Source organism: Elusimicrobiota bacterium (assembly GCA_016706425.1).
Classification (GTDB): Bacteria; Elusimicrobiota; Elusimicrobia; order FEN-1173; family FEN-1173; genus JADJJR01.
The window spans coordinates 2221611-2241912 of record JADJJR010000001.1 but is presented as its reverse complement, the minus strand read 5'-3'; the positions used below and the strand labels follow the sequence as shown (position 1 = coordinate 2241912).

The following is a 20302-nucleotide window of genomic DNA, read 5'->3' as shown; positions in this document are numbered from 1 at the left end:
CCCTCGTTTTTAAGGAGCTTCCCCCCCCATGTTAACGCGCATCAAGCTATGGTTCGCCGAGCGGTGGTTCAAATGGATGATTTTCGCCCTCGTCGCGTTCGCCTTCCTTTTGTTCCTGATCAGTATTTTCGCTTTTTTCGCCATCGACTCCTACACGCGGCTCGTCATGCTGGCGCAGAACATGTTGATGATCCCGCTCACCTTCCTGAGCGCTTTGGTGTTTGTGTTCTTCTACACCAAGGGGTTCGGCCGCATGTTCGGGAACAACAAGGGGACGGTGAGGGGCGACAAGGTCAATATCCGCTTTAAAGACGTGGTCGGCCTGGACAACGCCAAAAAGGAAGCCCTGGAAGTGGTCAGCCTTCTCCGGGACCGGGCCAAACTCAAAGCCATTGGCGGTCAGGTGGTGAAGGGCCTGCTCTTTTTCGGACCTCCGGGCACGGGCAAGACGTTGTTGGCCAAGGCCATCGCCACGGAAGCGGGCATCCCCTTTATCAGCATGTCGGGCAGCGAATTCGTCGAGGTGTTCGTGGGCGTCGGCGCCAGCCGCGTTCGCAATTTGTTCAAAACGGCTCGCCTTCAGGCCCAGGCCCACGGGGGCTGCCTTATCTTCATCGACGAAATCGACGCCATCGGCCGATCCCGCAAGCTCAGTTGGTTCGGCAGCCAGGAAACAGACACCACGCTCAACCAATTGCTGACCGACATGGACGGCCTCAACGAGAGCGTCGGCAACGTCGTCGTCATCGGGGCCACCAACGCGCCGGAAGATTCCCTCGATCCGGCCCTGCTCCGCGCCGGCCGGTTCGATCGCCACGTTCACATCGACCGCCCCAACCTCCACGAGCGCGTGGAGGTGTTCCGCTACTACCTTCGCAAGGTCAAACACGATCCCAATTTGGACCTGGCGCGATTGGCGCGGCGGGCCGTGGGCCGCTCGCCCGCCGACATTATGAACATCTGCAAAGAAGCCGCTTTGATCGCCATGCGGGAGAAATCGCTCGTCGTGGAATACAACCACCTCTCCAAGGCGGTGGAACGCATCGATTTGGGGGTGGTGCGTCACCTCACCATGACCCTGCCCGAAAAGGAGGCGACCGCGTTCCACGAGGCGGGTCACCTCGTCACGCTCTACCAACTCCATCCCACGGAGGACGTGTTCAAGGCGACCATCATCCCCCGGGGCGGCGCCCTGGGCGTGGTTTGGCACAATCCCCGCGAGGAACGGCACTCCCACGACCGGAACAAATTGATCGCCGACATCAAAGTCTCCCTCGCCGGTTTTGTGGCGGAGAAAATCAAATACGGGGTCACCACCACCGGCGTGGCCCAGGATTTCAGCAACGCCACGTTCTTGGCCAGCCGGATGGTGTGGTCCCTGGGAATGGGTTCCGGCGGGTTCATCGGGGATTTCACGGTCATGCAGCGTAGCGGCACCACCCATTCCGATTTGTCGGAATCGCTCAAAACGGAACTCAACAAAGAGGTCAATCAAATCCTTTCTCAGTGCGCCAAGGAGGTCGAGGAATTCCTTCGGGCCGAGTGGGCGCTGGTGGAGCGGTTCGCTAAGGAGCTGTGCGACAAACACGAGCTCGAGTACGACGAAATCCACGCCATTTTCTCCGATTGCGGCAAGGGGCGCCGGGTGGTGCCCCTGGAGACCGTCACCGTCGGCGAAGACCCAACCCCCAACAATGCCCTGCCCCCCGCGACCCCGCCGGCGATTGCTCCCGGCGATCCCGCTCCTCGCGCTTAGCGCCTGTTTTCGTCCCAGTTATTCCCGGGACAAGGTGGCGGAACACGTCCAGGACATCTGTCGACGGGAATACAAGATGGACGTGACCGCCCGGTTTGTGGAAGGGACCCTGTATGTTCGCCATGTGCTCGACGACCTGGTGGGCGACAACCTGGAACTGAAGCCGAAAAAGCTGGACGCCCTGGACAATTTGCTCCGCGTCACCAACCGGGTGGGCCAATCCACCGACGCCAAAGTCGAACACCTCGTCCTCCAACTGCAGGACCACAAACTGGGCACGCGCCTGGATCTCATACAGCGGTTTGAGGATTACGAAAAGCTCCGGAATATTCGCATTTCCCAGGAGGAGTTCCAATCCCGCCTCGCCATCGAATGGGTGAAGGGGGGGGGCGAAGAACCGACGGAGGACGGCCTCACGTTGGCTGAATTCATGGCCCGATTGACGGCGGCCCGGTTGCACCACAATATGACGGGGAATCCTTTCGTGAATGTGCTGCTCGGCGTGCAAGCCGTCACGGGCGCCGTGAAGGACCAGACTCTGGTTTTGACGCTTCACGCCGGGGAAGACGATCCCGAGCGCGTGTCGGCGGAGGTCCTGTTCAACGCCGCCGCCGACGCCGCGCGGGAAGTGTGTCAAAAATACGATCCAACCCACGCCTTGATCGCGGTCGTCCGTCTCCAAAACCCCCGGGGAAAGCGTTTGTGGCAAAGCGATTTGGCCACACTGGACCGCGCCAAAGGCGGTGCCGGCGAGGAGCCCCTGGAACCCGTCGGTGGAGTGGCCGCCCCTGTGAAATCCGCGACGCCCCGCGGTCGCCCGGGCCTGTAAGTCCCTCAGCAACTGCTAAAATAGGTTTTCATTTCCGTCCGCCTATGCGATCCCTCCTGAGCGGTTTAATCATTCTTTTAATGGTCCCCCGCGCGCGCGCGGGAGACGTCTTGACGTTGTCTCGGATCACCGACGCCGCCCTCGCTCAAAGCGAAACCATCGGCCTTTCCGAAGAGGCCGTCCGCCGGGCGGAGGCGGGCGTCACGGAATTGCGCGCGGCTGTTTTGCCCCGCCTGGGCGTGCGCGGGACGGAGCGGATTCAAGACGTCAGCGGCGTGCCCGTCGGATCCAACAGCACTTTCACCCGGCGGGAGCGGCCCGAAGCCAGCGTGTACGCGCGCCAGACCCTGTTCGCGGGGTTCCGGGAATTCGCGGCTCTCAAAGCCCAAAACGCCCTCGCCGCGGCGCGCGCCGGGGACTTGGCCGCCGCCCGCTTGCGCCTGCGCGAGGACATCGCCCGGGTGTTCTACACCGTCGTGGAAAGCGATCTCGAAATCGTCAGTTTGGAATCCCTCGCGGCCTTAACCCGGGAGCGGGCGGTGGAACTGCGCAAGAGGACGACCATCGGCCGTTCCCGCCAAAGCGAAGTCCTTTCCACCGACGCCCAAATCGCCGACTTGGACGCACGCCTCGTCGCCGCGCGCGGACGACGGGCCGTGGGCCTGGAGATCCTGCGATCTTTTACGGGGAAAGACGTCGCGGGCGTGGCCGACGACGCTCCCCCCGCGGGACCGCCGCCCGCGCTGGCGGCGTGCCTCGCCGCCTTGCCCGCGCGGCCCGATTTGCTGGCCGCCCAAAACGAAGCGGCGGCCCAGCGCCAATGGGCGGCCTCGGTTCGACGCACGCGGTGGCCGACCGTGAGCGCCGAGGGAAATTATTATTTGAAGCGCACCGGTTTTAACGAACCCATCAACTGGGACGTCCTCCTTTCGTTGGACGCGCCCCTTTACACGGGTGGGGCCGTGACCGGTGCCGTGCGGGGCGCGGAATCCGACCGCCGCGCGGCGGACCTGCGCTTGCGCCGCGCCCGGCGCGAGGCCGAGCGCGAGCTCCGGGAGCGGTACCAAAATCTGTCGACCCTTCTGGCCCAGGCCGACGCTTTGGCCCGGGCCGCCGTCTTGGCCGAGAACCACCACCGCGAGTTGGCGCGGGAGTATCGGTTGGGTCTCGTGACCAACCTGGACGTGCTGAGCGCCATGAACAGTTGGCAGGAGGCCCGCCACGCCCTCGCGGTCGCCCGCACCGAGGCCAAAAACGCCCTGCTTTTGTTGGGTTTGTCGATGGGGCGGGTCCCGTGATCCTTTCCGACCTCTCCATCAAAAAACCCGTTTTCGCCTGGATGCTGATGATCGGGTTGATCGCTTTCGGCGCGGTCGGTTTCAACCGCATGGGCGTCAGTCAACTGCCGGACGTCGATTTCCCCGTCTTGTCTGTTTCCATCGATTGGGAGGGCGCGGCGCCGGAAGTGATCGAGACCGAAATCACCGACGTGATCGAGGACGCGGTCATGAGCGTCCAAGGTATCCAGGAGGTGTCCTCGACGTCCCGGCAGGGCAGCGCCCGGGTGACCCTCGAATTTGAATTGTCCAAGGACATCGACGTCGCCCTTCAGGAAGTTCAATCCAAGCTGGCCCAGGCCCAGCGGTTGTTGCCCCGGGACGCCGACCCGGCGGTGGTGTCGAAGTCGAACCCCGAGGACCAGCCCATCATGTGGTTGGCCGTCTCGGGGGACAAGCCCCGGCGGGACCTGATGGAATATGTCCGGGACCACGTGAAGGACCGGTTCACCACCGTGCCCGGGGTGGCCGAGGTTTTCCTGGGCGGTTATGTGGAGCCCAATCTGCGCGTCTGGCTGGACGCCGACCGGTTGCGCGCCCGGGAACTCGCCGCCGAGGACATTCTGCGCGCCATCGAAGCCCAGCACGCCGAGGTGCCCGCCGGGCGCATCGAGACCGGCCGGCAGGAGCTGAACGTCCGGGTCCTGGGCGAGGCGGCCACGGTCGACGAATTCCGCCGGATCATCGTCCCGTCCCGCAGCGGGTCGCCCATCTACCGCACCCTCCGCTTGGGCGACGTCGCCGAGGTGGAGGACGGCCTGGCGGACGTGCGGCGCATTTCCCGGGTAAACGGCGTTTCGGCGGTGGGGTTGGGCATCCGCAAACAGCGGGGGGCCAACGCCGTGTCCGTGGCCAAGGCCGTGAAGGAACGGATGGCGGCGGTTCAAAAAGACCTTCCGGCGGGTCTCACCGTGGGTGTCAATTTCGACACCACCCAATTCATTGAAGAGTCGGTCCACGAGTTGGTGACGACCTTGGTCCTCGCGGCCGTGCTCACCTCCATCGTCTGTTGGGTTTTTCTGGGGTCCTTCAGCTCCGCCTTGAACGTGATTCTGGCCATTCCGACGTCCATCATCGGGGCGTTCATCTTGCTGTATTTCTTCGGCTTCACCTTGAACACCTTCACCCTGCTGGGCCTGTCGTTGTGCGTGGGCATCGTCGTGGACGACGCCATCATGGTGTTGGAGAACATCGTGCGCCACCGGGAAGCGGGGCAGTCCCGCGTCAAAGCCGCCCTGATCGGCGCCCGCGAAATCACCTTCGCCGCCCTGGCGGCCACCGTCGCGATCCTCGCCATTTTCGTTCCCGTGATCTTCATGAAGGGCATCGTGGGCAAATTCCTTTACCAGTTCGGTGTCACGCTGTCCGTGGCGGTCTCCCTGTCGTTGCTGGAGGCCTTGACCCTGGCGCCCATGCGGTGTTCCCAGTTCCTCGAGGTGGGCCACAGCACCGCCCTGGGGCGCGGGGTGGACCGGGTGATGAAATCCCTGGCGCAACTCTACGCACGATCCCTCCATGCCGTCCTGGCGTGGCGGTGGACGGTGGTCGGGGTCGCCACGCTCGTTTTCGTCCTCTCGTTGGGGTTGGCCAAATCCCTGAAAAAAGAATTTGTGCCGTCCCAGGACCAGAGCCGGTTTCTGATCCGCGTTCAAACCGCTCTCGGCACCTCGCTGGAGGTCACCGACGAGGCCATGCGCCGGGTCGAGGCGGCCCTGGCCGCCCGTCCGGAAATCGAAAAGTATTTCGGCGCCGTGGGGGGCTTCGGCGGCGGGGACGTCAACAGCGGCATGATGTTCGTCACCATGAAACCCAAGGGCCGGCGGCCGGTCGCGGAGCCGTTCCGGCGGGCCCCGGGCCAGCCCGAACTCATCGACCATTTGCGCAAGGAATTGAAAAAGATCGAGGGCATCCAGCGCGTCAGCGTTCAAGACCTGTCCCAGTCGGGGTTCACGTCCCAACGGGGGTACCCGGTGGAATTTTCCCTGCGTGGGCGCGACTTCGACAAGATGGGGGAGATCACCGAGGGGCTCATGAAAAAAATGGTCGACTCCGGGCTCATGGTCGACATCGACACCGATTACCGGCTGGGCATGCCCGAAGTACGCGTCGCCCCCGACCGGGAAAAGGCCAACGAACGGGGCGTCACGGTGGCCTCCATCGCCAACACCATCAACGCCATGATCGGCGGCGTCCGCGCCGGCAAATACACCCGGGGCGGCAAACGCTACGACATCCGCCTCCGGCTGGCCGACGCCGACCGCCGCCGGCCCGCGGACATCGGGAAAATCTTTGTCCGCAACAACCGGGGCGAACTGGTTCGGTTGTCGGACGTGGTGTCCCTGGTGGAAAAACCCACGCTACTCACCATCACCCGCAAAAACCGGGAGCGATCCATCGGCTTGTTCGCCAACGTGGCGACGGGGAAATCCCAGGGCGAGGCGTTGGCGTTCGTCGAGGGGCTGGGCCGCTCCCTGCCGGAGGGCTACCGCATCGTCTTTTCGGGGAGTGCCCAGACCTACAAGGAATCCTTTCAAAGTTTGATGTTCGCCCTGGTGTTGGGCCTCTTCGTGGCCTACATGGTGCTGGGCGCGCAGTTCAACAGCTTTATCCACCCGTTCACGGTGCTCCTGGCGCTCCCTTTTAGCGTCACGGGGGCCTTCCTCGCGCTCAAGCTGACGGGCATCACGCTCAACATCTACAGTATGATCGGCCTTCTTCTCTTGATGGGCATCGTGAAAAAGAACTCCATTTTGCTCGTCGAGTTCACGAACGAACGGCGCAAATTGGGGCGGGACGTGCACTCCGCCCTGTTGGAGGCCTGTCCCGTCCGGCTGCGCCCGATCTTGATGACCTCGGTGTCCACGATCGCCGGGGCGATTCCGGCGGCCCTGTCCCTGGGGGCGGGGTCCGAAACCGTGCGGCCCATGGCCGTGGTCGTGATCGGGGGCATGATCGCCTCGACCCTCTTGACTCTCTTCGTGGTGCCCGCCGCCTACAGTTTGTTGGCGAGGCTCCAAAGCCACCGTCACGACAAAGATTTAAAGGAAGCCCTTGTCGAATTGGGTGAATTCGAGAGCGGCGGTCGATGACCCCCCTGGCCGCTGTTGTCCTGATCGGTCTTTTGGCCACCCAGGCCGTGGAATGGGTCGCGGAGGTTTTGAATTTGCGTTCCCTCCGGCGGGATCCCCCCCCGGGCTTCGAGGACGTTTACCCGCCCGACCGCTACGCGCGTTCCCAGGACTACACCCGCGCCAAGACGAAATTCGGGTTCGTTTCCTCGGCCGTGGGGTTGGGGGTGTTGGTTGGCTTTTGGTTCCTGGGCGGGTTCGGCACCCTGGACATCTGGTGCCGGGGGTGGGGGTTCGGGCCGGTGACGACGGGGACGCTGTTTTTGGGGACGTTGTTTTTTTTAAAACAACTCCTGGGAATTCCCTTCGCCGGGTACGCCACGTTTCGCTTGGAGGCCAAATTCGGCTTCAACCGAACCACGCTCAAAACATTTCTGTTGGATCGTCTGAAGGGGAATCTCTTGGCGGTTGTTATCGGCGGGCCCCTGGTGGCCCTGCTCCTTTGGCTGTTTGCTCGCCTGGGTTCCGGGGCCTGGCTGTGGGCCTGGGGAACGGTAGCCGCCTTTTCCCTGTTTTTGCAATTTATCGCTCCGACCCTCATCATGCCCCTGTTCAACAAATTCACGCCCTTGCCGGAGGGGGAACTGCGCGCGGCGATCTTCGACCTGGCGAAACGGTTGGATTACCCCCTCACCAACCTGTTCGTGATCGACGGGTCTCGCCGGTCCTCCAAGGCCAACGCTTTTTTCACGGGGTTCGGGAAAAACAAGCGCATCGCCCTTTTTGACACGCTGGTTCAAAAGCAAACCGTTCCGGAGTTGACGGGGGTTCTCGCCCACGAAATCGGCCACCACAAAAAGCACCATGTCTGGGTCGGGTTCGCTCTCGGCGTGTTGCAGAGCGGGGGGATGTTTTTCCTTTTGTCCCTGTCCCTGGGATGGGAGGCCCTGTTTGCCGCTTTCCGGGTGGACCTCCCCTCTGTGCACGCTGGGTTCGCGCTCTTCGGCGTTCTTTTTGCGCCCGTGAATTTACTCTTGACCCTGCCGCTTCTCGCCTATTCCCGCCGAAACGAGTTCGAGGCCGACCGGTTCGCGACGGAGGCCCTGGGCACGGGCCGCGATTTGGCCACGGGACTCAAAAAACTCTCCGCCGACAGTCTGGCCAATCTTACGCCGCACCCGTTTTACGTCTGGATCCACCACACGCACCCGCCGCTGGTGGAGCGCCTCGCCGCCCTTCATAAGTTATAATTTGCCCCCAACCTCAATGAGGAGATTGTTTTATGAGCCATTCCCTGGCTGTTGAATTGAACGGCCTCATCCAACGCGAAGCGCCGGAAACCTTCGCCGCTTTGTCGACCCTGGGCCGGGAGTTTTATTTTCCCAAGGGCATCCTGACTCAAACCGCCGAGGCCCGCCAGAAGGCCAAGAAGTTCAACGCCACCATCGGCATCGCCAAGGAAAAGGGCGAACCCATGTATTTGCCGTCCATCATGAAGCAATTGCCCGGGGTGTCCCCCCAGGACGCCTTGAACTACGCCCCGTCTTACGGGAGCTTGGAACTGCGCCAGGCCTGGCGCAAAGCCTTGCTGGAGAAAAACCCGTCCCTGAAGGCCGATGCCGTCGGCACCCCGGTGGTCGTGGGCGGCATCACCCACGGGCTGAGCGTCGCCGCCGACATGTTCGTCGACGCGGGGGACCCCGTGTACGTGCCGGACCAGCTCTGGGGCAACTACAACATGATCTTCGGCCTGCGCCGTGGCGGGCGGATCGTCCGTTACCCGCTTTTCGTCAACAACGCCGGGTTCGACACCGCCGGTTTCGCCCGGGCCCTGGGCGAGGTGAAGCCCGGCCAAAAGGCCGTCGTGGTCCTCAACTTCCCCAACAACCCCACGGGCTACACGCCGACGGAAACCGAGGCCGAGTCCATCGCCCGGGCGCTCACGGAACTGGCCCAGGCCGGTCGCCGCCTGGTGGTGCTCTGCGACGACGCCTATTTCGGTCTCGCCTATGAGGCCAACGTGGCCAAAGAATCGATTTTCGCCAAGTTGGCGGGTCGGCATCCGAACCTGATTCCCGTCAAACTGGACGGCGCCACCAAGGAAGATTACGTCTGGGGATTCCGCGTGGGCTTCGTCACTTTCACCGGGCCGGCCAAGGCCAACGAGGCGCTGGAGAAGAAAGCCGCCGGTTGCGTGCGCGGCGCCGTGTCCAACGTCTCTCAGCTGTCCCAGAGCGTCGTTTTGAAAGCCATGGCCTCGGCGGACTACAAGGCCGACAAGAAGCGTAAATACGACGTGATGAAGGCCCGCTACGACCAGGCCAAAAAAGCGTTGGCAAAGCCGGCCTACGCCGAGGTCTGGACGCCCTATCCATTCAACTCCGGCTATTTTTTCTGCGTGCGACTCAAGGGGCTCAACGCCGAGGCTTATCGGTTGCGCCTGTTGGACCAATACGGCGTCGGGCTCATCGCCACCGCGCCCACGGACATCCGCGTGGCCTTCTCCTGCCTTGAAGTCGAGGAGATCGAGCCCATGTTCGATTTGATGCGGCAATGCGCTTTGGACATGCGGGGCGACCCCGCGGCGGCCGATTTGTCCCGCCACGCGGAAGCCTTCGAAGAATAGGAGAGGGATCATGACACGGGTCAAATTTAATTTCAGCGCGGGTCCGGCGGTGTTGCCGGAAGACGTTTTAAAAGAGGCCTCCCAGGCCGTCGTCGAGTGCGGCGGTACGGGCATGTCCGTTCTTTGCATGAGCCACCGGGGCGGCGCCTACGAGGCCCTCCACATGGAGGCCCTGGCCGGTTTGCGGGAACTGCTGCGCGTGCCCGACAACTTCGCGGTCCTCCTCCTGCAGGGCGGGGCAACGCAACAGTTTTCCCAGGTCGCCATGAATTTGGCCCAGGGCAAGCCCGCCGATTACACGCTCACCGGCCAATGGGCGGAGGGCGCTTACAAGGAAGCCGGAAAAGTGGCGACGGTCCGCGTGGCCGCCGACAGTCGGACGGCTAAACCCGCGCGCATGCCCCTTCCGGCGGAGATTAAATCGGGCGCGGACGCGGCCTATCTGCACATCACTTCGAACGAAACGGTGGACGGCACCCAATGGAAGGAATTCCCGACGGCGCCGGTGCCGCTCGTGGGCGACATGAGTTCCGACATCATGGGCCGGGACATTCCTTGGGATCGCTTTGGCCTCGTGTACGCCGGGGCTCAAAAGAATCTGGGGCCCGCGGGCGTGACCGTGGTGATCGTCCGCAAGGACTTGGCGGAAAAGGCCCCCGCGTCGATCCCCGCCATGTTGCGGTACCAAACCCACGTGGAAAAAGACTCGCTCCACAACACGCCGCCGTGCTTTTCGATCTACGTGCTGGCGCTCGTGACGCGCTGGGTCAAGGCCCAGGGCGGCGTGGCCGTCCTGGCCGCCCGCAACAAGGCCAAGGCCGACAAACTTTACGCGGCCATCGACCGGACGGGGTTTTACCGCGGCACGGCCGACAAGGCCCACCGCTCGGTCATGAACGTGACCTTCCGCCTGCCCAGCGAGGATCTGGAAAAAGCGTTTCTCAAGGAAGCCGAGGCCGCGGGCTTAAGCGGTCTCAAAGGGCACCGCGCGGTGGGCGGTCTGCGGGCCTCGATCTACAACGCCATGCCCGCCGCCGGGGTCGACGCGCTGTTGTCCCTCATGGGGGATTTTGAAAAAAAACACGGTTAACGAGCCCCGAATTCCGGAAGTCCGGTCCCTCGCAGGGGGGGCCGGACTTTTTTTCCCCGGCGTTGTTAATAACGGTTGTCCGCCGATCGATTGAGTTGGCGCGTTAGTTGTTCCGGAGGGCGGTGTCGAACGCGGAGGGGTTGTAACCCCGGATGGTTTGGCCGTTGATCACGGTGACGGGGATGCCCTCGCTGGGATTGAGGGATTTTAAACGGGCGTGGGCCGCCGCATCGCGGTCGATGTCGTACTCCCGGTAGGACACCCCCTTGGACTGGAAATAGGCTTTGGCTTTTGTGCACCACCCGCACCAGGCCGCGCTGTAAATCTCCACCGAGAGACCGCCCTTGGGTTGCAGGTTGTCCAGCGGGCGGTCGGTTTTGGAGCCGTCGGGGCTGACCGGAAACGTGTTGATGGCCCCCGGCCCGGTCAACACCCCCGCGTCATTCAAAACGTTCCCGGTCGTTCTCGTCGGCGTCCCCTGTTTCGACGCGTGGCGGCTTTCGGTTTTTTTGATCTTCCCGGCGTTCGTCGGGGGCGGTTCGGTCGTGACGTGTTGGCTCCCCTCGGCGTCCGTCCAACGATAAAAATCCGCCCGCGCCGGCGCCGTCAACGCCAAGACCCCCAGGAACACCGCGCCGCGCGGAGTCACCCGTGTTCTCAGGCCCCGCCGCCCAGCAACGCGGGGTTTAACCGCCACACCGCGCGGCTTAAGAAAAGAGCGAAGGTGACCCACCCCAGGTAAGGGACCAGGAGGGCGCCGGCCAGCGGGCGGCGACGCCAAAAGAGCGCCGTCGTCGCCGCGATCAAAACCCACAGCACAAGGATATCCAGGAACGCGAGGGCGCCCCATTTCTTAACGAAAAACAGCCAGCTCCAGGCCGCGTTGAAAACCAGTTGAAGGACGAAGAGGCCCAGCGCCACCGGCGCCCCGCCGAACCCCTTGGGGCGCCAGACCAGCCACGCCGCGAGGGCCATCAGGACGAACAGCGTTGTCCACACCGGGCCGAACCATTCGGCCGGCGGCGCCCACACCGGGCGGACGAGGCTGTGGTAAAAATCGGCGGCACGGGCGGAGGCGACGGCCCCGACGCCCGCCGCCGTGAAAACCACCGCGGCCCAGCCCAATAGACCCAGGACGGCCCGCTTCACGACCGCTCCGCCTTGGTCACCAGGTCCATCAGCAGGGCCTCGGCGTGCTGGACGTCCTTGATGCCCAGGAAACCGATTTTGAGCCCGCGGCCGTTTCGCCCGGTGCGCCGCTCGGTGAAAATCAGAGATCCCGATCCATCGGGGGATTGGATCCGCTCGATGTTCTGAAGTTGTGGCGGCCCGAAGGATTGTATTTTCACGGTGGGGCCGTCCTCAAAAATCACCGCCCGGCGGTCGGTGATGATGTAGAAGGTGCGTTTCGCCTTGCGGTACAGGAAAATCGGCGAGGCCAGCATGGCCAGGCCGATGAGCACGAAGGGCAGCCCAAAGAGAGGGAACAGCGCCGCCGGGCTTTTGAAGTTCGGCGTCTTGAACCCGGCCGCCCCGGCCATCCAAAACAACGCGAAGGCCGTCCAGGGGATGGCGAACAGCCAGAGGGCCAGCCCGCCCATCAAGGCCATGCGGGGGTTGGCGGGGGCGATCCAGCGGATCCCCTCGCCGCCCTGGAGTTGGGGCTGCACGCGTTGAATCAAATCAAACGGGATGTCGTTGGTGTTCATGGCGATCTCCTAATTGACGTGAATGAGGAACGGGATTCCCATCAGGACGAGCCAGAGGGCCAACAGCGCCCCGCCCGTCCACGCCACCGGCCGAGCCGAAGGCGTCCGCCGGTACATGCCGAGCGCGAGCGCCTCGCCCGCCGCCAGAAGCGGCGGGGGAACGGGCAGGCCTTCGCGGATCCAATAGGTCCCCATTAAATCCAACAATCGGACGAGGTTGTTTCCCGACTCTTGCGGGTCCCCGAGGGGATGCAAAACGGCCAGCGCGCCGAAGGCGAGCACGGGCGAAAGCACCAACAGCCATCCCCAAACAACGGATTTTTTCATCGCGGGGTCCATGCCCGTAAGCATACCACAACCCGGCGGACCCAGCGGGCGCAAGGGTCGGGGGCCAAGCCCCGCTCAACCGGCGTGGCATCCAAACTTGTACACCGCCCAGCGATCTTCCTCCGTGCGCAACAAATGAATTCCCAGCAAGCACCCGCCGGTGTATTCGATGGTGAGTCGCGCCATGTTCACGTCCTGCCCCGTAAGCCATCGTCGGAGGCGGTTCCCATTCGTTTGCGGCGGGTGGGTGGATTGGAAAATCGGGGATGGATCAAAGTTCTCTTTTTGAACTTTGAGGACGAAATCCTCTAGCGAGCCCCCCACGTAACCGGTTTTCACCGTTAAGGCATGGGCGTTTTTGTAATCCCGGTCCTGGCAGAGTTGGACAAACGCGTCGGAAACCCGGCGGGCGGGGCCTTGCCGGTGGGGAAGCGCCAACCACCCGCGCGCGACCATCGCCAGGGCCAAGGCGGCCGCCGCGAGGAACAAGGCCGGCTTTCTCCAGGAATTACCGGATTTCGCAGGGGAAGGGCTTTCCCGCGGGCCCTCCGCCGTGAACCCTTTGTGGAAAGCCACGGTCCCCTGTGGAACGCGTCCATCAAAAGACAGGGCGAAAAAAACCTCGGGCGGTACGCCCGGAAGGGAAAGCCCCGTCGGGTTTTTAAAGCCGAATTTGGCGTAGTATCCGGGATGGCCCACAAGGCAGCAGCCTCGCGCTTTCATGGCCTTCAAACGCGCCAGGCCCTCATGAATCAACGCCGCGCCAATGCCCCGCCGTTGATGCCCCGGCAGAACAGAGACAGGGCCCAGGCCATACCAGCTCGGCGTCCCGCCGGAAAGAGTCACGGGCGAAAAGGCGATGTGCCCGATCACCCGGCCCCCGGTCTCCGCGACCAGGGACAGCGCGAGCGCCTTGTCAGCGCGCAGTGCGTCGATGATGAACTGTTCCGTGTGACGGCTGACTTCCAGGGTTTTGAACGCCGCGACCGTCACCTCGGTGATGGCGCGGTGATCTTTGGGAGTCTCGGCCCTGATGACAACCCCGGGAATCATCGGTTCATGCCCTAGGCATCCAGGCCAGAGGGCGCGCGCTTCAACCGCAACTCGGCCTGAAATTGTTGTCGGCCCGCCCCGTCCTTCAGGGCCCGAAGGATCACGCCGTCACTGGTTTCTTCAATGGACCCGTCGAAGGCGGGCAGGCCCTTTTCCGCCCGCCGCAAGGCCGCTAAAAGCTGAGCCTGGACCGTGCCGGAGAATTGTGCGCGAATGTATTCCGTCGCATCCACCCATTCCGTTTCCCCGGGTCGGGCGTTCGCCAACGGCACATCGAGGCCGAATTTCACGAAGCGTTCTCGGAGCGCCGCCGGTGGTTCCTTTTTTGAGGAGAGAGGGCTTATGTAGAGCACGAAGTTGTGCCGATCCCCTTTCTCGTCTTCCAACCAAACGGACCAATCGCCATTTTCGTGGCGGTAGGCACGCGGGGCGTCAATGGCGAGTTGAGTTGATAGTTGTTGGACCAGCGTGGCGAAAGCGTTTTTAAGCGCGGGCGACAGGGCGGCGATAAAGTCGTCGGCTTTGACGGGGCCTTCGGGGGTTTTAACGAAAACGATTTGATTCATAAATTCGCTCAACCTTGGGATCGCGCGGGGTTCGTCCAACGGACGCGGCAAATCGGGCAGGGGTAGTGGAGCGAGGGGGTTTCCGCGCGGCGGGTTTCAAACCCGCATCCCGGGCAACGGGCGGTCTGGAGTATGTTTCGAATGATGAACACTTCGACAACGCCCACCGCCGCCAAGACCAGGGCCACCCCGGTCGGGGACAGCTTCTTCTCGATCAAGGTCAGGGTCGCGCCCAGACCGCCCAAAAGGGAAATCGGCAACAGCGTGGTCAAGATTCGCCGCCGGAACGGGTTCGCGGGGAAAACGCGCGTTGTCCCATCGATCATTCGGGTTTCGCCATGGGTTTAAAAAGTTTTTTGAGCACGGTTTTCGCGTCGTCCCCCGGCTCGATGCCCGCCTGTTCGCCCAGGCCGCCGGTCATGTGTTTCTTGTTGATCTCCTCCACGGCGGCGGGGGCGGGCAACCGGGGGCCCAGGTCGTTCACAATCAGCGCGCGGGTCTCCACCGCCAGTTTTTTCACCATTTGTGTGGTCTGCAGAAGGTTGCCGAGCTCCTTGGCTTCCTTGCCGTCCGCCGCGTAGGGGGAAAACACCCGGGCCTTGTAGACGATGGCCTGGCCCACGGCCCGCTTGCCGTCTTTTTTGCGTCCCAGGGCGGCCTCGGTGCCGAGGAAGGTGGACACGAAAACGTCGCCGCCCTTGCCCCGGCGGGAGGCCTCGGCCGCCAAGTCGGTGTCCGCGCCGGAATCGCGCCCCGTGGCGCGGGGGATCGTGACCTGCGTCACCCGCAGGACGGGGTCGTTTTTGAATTCGTTCAAGAGCATTTGGTTCGCCCGCTCGTGGTTTTCGTTGCGGTACTCGCCGTCCCAGACGGGGGTGAGCAGGGTGACGGCGATGGGGTCGGTGGGCCCGCGCCGCGGCGCCGAGGCGATGTCCTTCTCGTAGGCGGCGCGCGCCCGCTCTTGATTTTCATGGCGGGCCATGGTTTCGGCGTCGCCGGTAACGGTGGTCTTGCCGCCTTTCGTCACGGTCTTTTTCCACCCGGCGTGCAGCGGCGCCAGGGCGATCAAGGCAAGAACAAGGGCGAAGGCTTTCTTCATGGGATCTCCTAACATCAAATTTCAGCGGCGGGTCGCCGCGTGATCCGTCCGCTGAAACGACTGGTTAGGGGACAAGTTGCATCTGCAATTTTTTCAGAACGTCTCCATATCCGAGTAGTTCGACACCTCGGATTCGGCCAAAATTATCCGCATCCACATTCAATGAGGCAGTATCGTCAAGCAGTATGGTTTCGCCGTGCTTTAGGCCAATTACACTAGCCTCAACCGAGTTAAGTGGGCGCGAAGATTCAAGACATATGTATCCGGCGCCAACCGACGAATCGTATGTGACGCGAGTGACGATGGCCTGCGCCAGGTCGTTTGCTAATGCTGTGTGGCCAACCGCATTTAGTCGCCGAACCAAGTCGGCTCCCAAATTGGGATCAAGGTCCGAAAGCCTTTTCAAATTTTTCCCCTAACGTTAGAATTCAGCGGCGGGCCGCATTGTTTTTTTATAAACGCTATCCGAACAGATTTATATACTCTAATGCTGTGAAATTATACAGCATATTTAGTAGTATGCAAGGGAGATCCCCAGGAGGTTCCTTTGTCCTCAGCACGGATTATTCCTTTTCTTCCCAATCAACGGGTGCCCATCCAGGGGCTGGAATCCGAGCCCGCCCGCGCGCCCCAGCTATTGGACCAGGCGCGGGAAAAGATTCGAACCCTTCAATACTCCCTGCGAACCGAACAAACCTATCTGGATTGGGTGAAGCGGTATCTTTTGTTCACCCAAGCGAAACGTTCTCCCAAGGACATGGGGGCGGTGGAGGTGCGGGCCTTTTTAACCCATTTGGCCGTTGACCAAAAAGTGTCGGCGGCGACGCAGAACCAGGCCTTGAACGCGCTCCTTTTCCTCTACAAGCGGGTCTTGCAAAAAGACCTCGGTGACATCGGTGAATTCGATCGGGCCCCAAAGACCGACCGGCGGCCCTTGGTGTTGTCCCCGGAGGAAGCGCGGAAAGTCATCGACTGTCTGGAGGGGCGTTTCCACCTGATGGGGGTGTTGCTTTACGGGACAGGCCTTCGGCTCATGGAGTTGGTGCGCCTGCGGGTGCGGGACGTGGATTTCCAGCTCAATCAAATCGTCGTCCGCGACGGGAAAGGGGAAAAAGACCGGTTCACGATGCTCCCGCGGACCTCCCGCACCGAACTTGAGGCCCACCTCGCCCAGGTAAAGCGGTTGCACGAAATGGATCTGGCCGAAGGGAACGGTGCGGTGGCGCTGCCCCTCGCGTTGGAGCAAAAGCCCCCGACCGTGCTCAAGGATTGGGGATGGCAGTACGTGTTCCCCTCCAAATCCCTATCGGAAGACGCCCCGGGCGTGGTCCGCCGGCACCACATCCACGAGACGACCCTGCAAACCGCGGTCAAAAAAGCCGTCCGCCGGGCGGGCCTCGAGAAGCCCGCCACCGTGCACACCTTCCGCCACAGTTTCGCCACCCATTTGTTGGAAGCCGGTTACGACGTCCGCACGGTTCAAGAATTGTTGGGGCACAAGGCCGTGAGCACGACGATGGTTTACACCCGTGTTTTGAACAGCGGCGCCAAAGGGGTTCGAAGCCCCGCCGATTTTTAAGGTGGGGACCCCGTGAAGCTCGCGCTGGCGCTCTTGGCCCTGTCGACGCAGGCCCTGGTGTATTTCATGATGATCGTCTTCTCCGCTCCGGGGGCGGAGGCCGGACGGCGGTTGGAAACGTTTTTGACGGCGTCGATCTACGTCCTGCTGGGCGTTTGTTTCGTCGGCGCGGCGGTGATGGTGGGGGCCTACGCCCATCGGTGGGAGCACGTGTACACCTGGGCGCTGTTGCCGCTGCCCTTCGCGGTGTCTTTCGTGGTGTTGCGGTTCGCGGTTCGATGGTGAAGGGCACGGGGGCTGCGGACCGGAAGTTCATGCGGGCGGCCCTGGCCGAGGCGCGAAAAGCCGCCCGGGCCGAGGAAGTGCCGGTGGGCGCGGTGGTGGTCCGGGAGGGGCAAATCATCGCGCGCGGGCGAAACCGCATTCGGGAATTAAAAGACCCCTCCGCCCACGCCGAGGTGCTGGCCCTGCGGGCGGCGGGAAAGGCGCTCAGGCACGAGCGGCTGTTGGACACGACGCTCTACACCTCCCTGGAACCCTGCGTCATGTGCGCCGGGGCCATCGTGCTGGGGCGGGTGCCGCGGGTGGTTTATGGGGCCGTGGACCCCAAGGCCGGGGCCGGGGGATCGGTGATGGACCTGTTGCGGCACCGGTCGCTCAACCACCGGGCGGAGGTGACGGGTGGGGTTTTGGCGGGGATGTCCCGCCGAATGTTGCGGCAATTTTTCAAAGCGCGGAGGGGACCATGATCCTGGATCAACGCACCAACAATCGCGTCAGTTTCTTCGTGGGGGGGGACCTGTACCGGGACGCCCAGGGCGAAAAGCTCGGGCGGGTCGTCATCCGCGACATCAGCTACTCCGGGTTGTGCATCGAAACCCTGGAACCGTTGGAAGCCGGACAGACGGCCTACTTGGACTTCGAAATCGCGGGGCGGTTTTCGTTCCGCCGCGTGCCGGTGATGGTGGCGCGCACGACGCCGGGGGCGGGTTCCTACGTGACCGGGCTCAACTTCCACCATGGCGAGGACCGTCGGAAAATCCGCCACGCGCTGGCCTTCACCATCGAAAGCTCGTCGTAAAAATGCTAGAATGAGAGGCGTTCTCCGGCGGTTGTAGCCGGGGCACGACCACGGGTTGGGTTCCCCTTCGGGGGAGTTCAGCGAGCCGCCCCGCGAAGCGGGGAAGGCGAGCGTGGACGAATGAGGGGGCGGAGCCCCCTCTTCAGGAGTGCCGGGCCGAAGCAAGACCATCGGAGGCCCGGCCTTCAGGCCCCGGCGGTTGTAGCCGGGGCACGACCACGGGTTGGGTTCCCCTTCGGGGGAGTTCAGCGAGCCGCCCCGCGAAGCGGGGAAGGCGAGCGTGGACGAATGAGGGGGCGGAGCCCCCTCTTCAGGAGTGCCGGGCCGAAGCAAGACCATCGGAGGCCCGGCCTTCAGGCCCCGGCGGTTGTAGCCGGGGCACGACAGTTGGGGGTGAACTGGGCTCGACGAGCGCGCTCGAGGCCTCGGTGGCAGGTCGAAGTCGTCCGCGCTTCGCTAAAAAACGGGCAAACACACACAAGCCAACACTGAGTTGGCCCTCGCGGCCTAAACAGCCGTGACGTTCATCCCTTGACGCCGGCTGGAGGGAATGGACGTCATTAGCCGGCTGGCCGTCTCCCGCGCGCTTCGTCGGGACCGGCGAGACCATAACGGAGCTGGCGGGAGGGTGGTTCTGTCTAGGGACAACCCACTCGCGAGACCAAACCTAGGCTAAGCCTGTAGACACTGGGCCGACACACGCCCGGACGGGGGTTCGACTCCCCCCACCTCCATTTGATTTGACCCTTTTCAAGGGCGAAATTGGGCTGAACGGTTTCTACCGTTCAGCCCAATTTGTTTGTATTTGAACACTTTTAAATCGATGGGCCAATGTGTTGCATGTACTACGATTGAGAAGCTTTAATAAATAGGGAGTAGAATCCAATGAAAACGGGATTGAGCCACAAGGGACAGATGCGAATGGGGATTCTGGGGGGGCTTTTGGGCGCTCTTCTGGTCGGCCCCGCGCACTTCATTGCGGCCGAAATTGATTTTTCCGAAACCGCCTCCCAATCCTGGACTTCCTCCGAGCGCGCCCATCAGGACGCGGCCACGGCCCAAACAGCCGTCCGGCGATTGAACCAATCCCGGGGTGGGGAAGGGCACGCGCTCCCTCCCTTTGCCGGAGCGCGGGCCGCGGCGGAACTTCAACAGACCATCAAAACCGCCCGCTTGACCGCCCCTGAAAAAGACCTTGATGCCCGCCCGTCTTTCCCCATTGAAGACGGCGTCGGCGCGATTGGAACTTTGGTGAGTTTTCGTGCCCTGGGCCCCGCCATTGTGGGAACGGTTCGCACCCACGAGGGGAACAGCGTGACGTTCAACGCCGAACGCCGTTCATCGGCCGGGGACGCCCCCGACGTGCTTCGCCACAGCACCCGACTCACTTTGTCGGACGGGCGGAAAATCACCTGGAACAGCGTTGAGGCCGACCTGTCGGGCACCGGCGGGCGAACCTTGAGCCCCGCCGCCCAGGCGCTCCTCGACCCCTTCGCCTCCCGGGACGTGTCCATCACCGTCACCTACCCGAACGGCATGCACCTGTCGCAGACGGTCCACCACCCCGGCGGGACCGAAGCGGCCACGGGCGTGACCATGCGTTCATCGCTCTTGACCAAGGACGGCAAGGTGGTGCTCACGAGCCAGCGAACCGAACAGGGTGTTTTGGGCCCGGTGGAAACCGTGACCCGCTTTGACGGGAAAACGACGCGGTCGGTCACGAAGGGGATGGAAACGTCAACGGAAGTCCGCACCGACACGGGCAAATTGCTCGAAAAAAGCGTGGCCACCACCGCGCGGCGGACCGGCCCGAACGGCAAATCGGAGTTTGTCACCACAACGAAAACAACGCGCTACAGCTTGACCGGTTTGGTCATCGCCACCGTCACGACGGAAACGCTCGGGAACGAGACCCGCGGCGAGGTCAAGAACACCGCGGGGGGAATCACCCGGTCGCTCACGCGGGTGGAGAACAACGCCTTCGCGAGCGTCACCCAAACGGACCCGACCACGGGACGGGAGCTCGTCCTGGCGCGGCACGGCATTCACGTGTATTTGGGCCCCCAACAACCGGCGTTTTTCGTTCCGCGGGGATAGCGGGGCGAAGACCTCACCCGAAATCCCCTGAGGATTTCGGGCCAACGATTCGCATCGGCCCGGGCGGGAAATTCCCCGCCCGGGT

The 20302-nt window shown here is 63.0% G+C and carries 20 protein-coding genes and 1 other RNA gene; 13 read left to right on the top strand and 8 right to left on the bottom strand.

The genetic code is table 11. The features are described 5' to 3' along the window. Positions 1-28 precede the first annotated feature (28 nt). From IPI56_09190 to serC, 7 genes are read left to right on the top strand one after another with little or no spacing between them, the layout of a single operon-like run. Entirely contained in the window at positions 29-1756 is a 1728-nt protein-coding gene (locus IPI56_09190; GenBank protein MBK7545899.1) for an AAA family ATPase, read from the top strand. A 34-nt stretch (positions 1757-1790) separates the two neighbouring features. Continuing rightward, entirely contained in the window at positions 1791-2585 is a 795-nt protein-coding gene (locus tag IPI56_09185; protein MBK7545898.1) for a hypothetical protein, read from the top strand. 44 nt (positions 2586-2629) lie between these two features. Beyond that, positions 2630-3883, top strand: coding sequence for a TolC family protein (locus IPI56_09180; GenBank protein ID MBK7545897.1), 1254 nt, complete (start codon positions 2630-2632; stop codon positions 3881-3883). Beyond that, entirely contained in the window at positions 3880-7011 is a 3132-nt protein-coding gene (locus tag IPI56_09175; protein ID MBK7545896.1) for an efflux RND transporter permease subunit, read from the top strand. Before IPI56_09180 ends, IPI56_09175 begins: the two co-directional genes overlap by 4 nt. Beyond that, a complete protein-coding gene (locus IPI56_09170) occupies positions 7008-8240 on the top strand; it encodes a M48 family metallopeptidase (GenBank protein MBK7545895.1) in 1233 nt (410 codons plus the stop codon). Before IPI56_09175 ends, IPI56_09170 begins: the two co-directional genes overlap by 4 nt. Positions 8241-8272: 32 nt before the next feature. After that, the gene (locus IPI56_09165) at positions 8273-9616 is read left to right on the top strand and encodes an aminotransferase class I/II-fold pyridoxal phosphate-dependent enzyme (protein MBK7545894.1); all 1344 of its coding nucleotides are present in this window, start codon (positions 8273-8275) and stop codon (positions 9614-9616) included. Between the two features lie 10 nt (positions 9617-9626). Further along, entirely contained in the window at positions 9627-10706 is a 1080-nt protein-coding gene (serC, locus tag IPI56_09160; GenBank protein MBK7545893.1) for a 3-phosphoserine/phosphohydroxythreonine transaminase, read from the top strand. 103 nt (positions 10707-10809) lie between these two features. On the opposite strand, the gene IPI56_09155 is transcribed toward serC, so the two are convergent. The 8 genes from IPI56_09155 to IPI56_09120 all read right to left on the bottom strand — a co-directional run bounded on the left by IPI56_09155 (position 10810) and on the right by IPI56_09120 (position 15460). Then, complete coding sequence (locus IPI56_09155) at positions 10810-11355, bottom strand: glutaredoxin family protein (GenBank protein ID MBK7545892.1); 546 nt, start codon at positions 11353-11355, stop codon at positions 10810-10812. Between the two features lie 8 nt (positions 11356-11363). Continuing rightward, on the bottom strand, positions 11364-11855 hold the full coding sequence (locus tag IPI56_09150) for a tryptophan-rich sensory protein (GenBank protein ID MBK7545891.1): 492 nt from the start codon (positions 11853-11855) through the stop codon (positions 11364-11366). After that, complete coding sequence (locus tag IPI56_09145) at positions 11852-12415, bottom strand: hypothetical protein (GenBank protein ID MBK7545890.1); 564 nt, start codon at positions 12413-12415, stop codon at positions 11852-11854. Before IPI56_09145 ends, IPI56_09150 begins: the two co-directional genes overlap by 4 nt. Positions 12416-12424: 9 nt before the next feature. Continuing rightward, on the bottom strand, positions 12425-12742 hold the full coding sequence (locus IPI56_09140) for a hypothetical protein (GenBank protein ID MBK7545889.1): 318 nt from the start codon (positions 12740-12742) through the stop codon (positions 12425-12427). 75 nt (positions 12743-12817) lie between these two features. After that, positions 12818-13795 (bottom strand): N-acetyltransferase, encoded by a 978-nt coding sequence (locus IPI56_09135; protein ID MBK7545888.1) that lies wholly within the window; start codon positions 13793-13795, stop codon positions 12818-12820. 11 nt (positions 13796-13806) lie between these two features. Beyond that, on the bottom strand, positions 13807-14361 hold the full coding sequence (locus IPI56_09130; GenBank protein ID MBK7545887.1) for a hypothetical protein: 555 nt from the start codon (positions 14359-14361) through the stop codon (positions 13807-13809). A gap of 8 nt (positions 14362-14369) precedes the next feature. Beyond that, positions 14370-14687, bottom strand: coding sequence for a hypothetical protein (locus IPI56_09125; protein ID MBK7545886.1), 318 nt, complete (start codon positions 14685-14687; stop codon positions 14370-14372). After that, on the bottom strand, positions 14684-15460 hold the full coding sequence (locus IPI56_09120; protein ID MBK7545885.1) for a hypothetical protein: 777 nt from the start codon (positions 15458-15460) through the stop codon (positions 14684-14686). The genes IPI56_09125 and IPI56_09120 overlap by 4 nt, the downstream gene beginning before the upstream one ends. 637 nt (positions 15461-16097) lie before the next feature. On the opposite strand from IPI56_09120, the gene IPI56_09115 reads away from it, so the two are divergent. From IPI56_09115 to IPI56_09090, 6 genes are all read left to right on the top strand, one after another. After that, the gene (locus IPI56_09115) at positions 16098-17039 is read left to right on the top strand and encodes an integron integrase (protein MBK7545884.1); all 942 of its coding nucleotides are present in this window, start codon (positions 16098-16100) and stop codon (positions 17037-17039) included. A gap of 12 nt (positions 17040-17051) precedes the next feature. Then, positions 17052-17324, top strand: a complete 273-nt coding sequence (locus IPI56_09110) for a hypothetical protein (GenBank protein ID MBK7545883.1) — start codon at positions 17052-17054, stop codon at positions 17322-17324. After that, on the top strand, positions 17318-17788 hold the full coding sequence (tadA, locus tag IPI56_09105) for a tRNA adenosine(34) deaminase TadA (protein MBK7545882.1): 471 nt from the start codon (positions 17318-17320) through the stop codon (positions 17786-17788). The genes IPI56_09110 and tadA overlap by 7 nt, the downstream gene beginning before the upstream one ends. Beyond that, complete coding sequence (locus IPI56_09100) at positions 17785-18120, top strand: PilZ domain-containing protein (protein ID MBK7545881.1); 336 nt, start codon at positions 17785-17787, stop codon at positions 18118-18120. The genes tadA and IPI56_09100 overlap by 4 nt, the downstream gene beginning before the upstream one ends. 389 nt (positions 18121-18509) lie before the next feature. Then, positions 18510-18857, top strand: a transfer-messenger RNA (tmRNA) gene (gene ssrA, locus IPI56_09095). A gap of 148 nt (positions 18858-19005) precedes the next feature. Further along, the gene (locus IPI56_09090; protein ID MBK7545880.1) at positions 19006-20217 is read left to right on the top strand and encodes a hypothetical protein; all 1212 of its coding nucleotides are present in this window, start codon (positions 19006-19008) and stop codon (positions 20215-20217) included. The last annotated feature ends 85 nt before the right edge of the window (positions 20218-20302 follow it).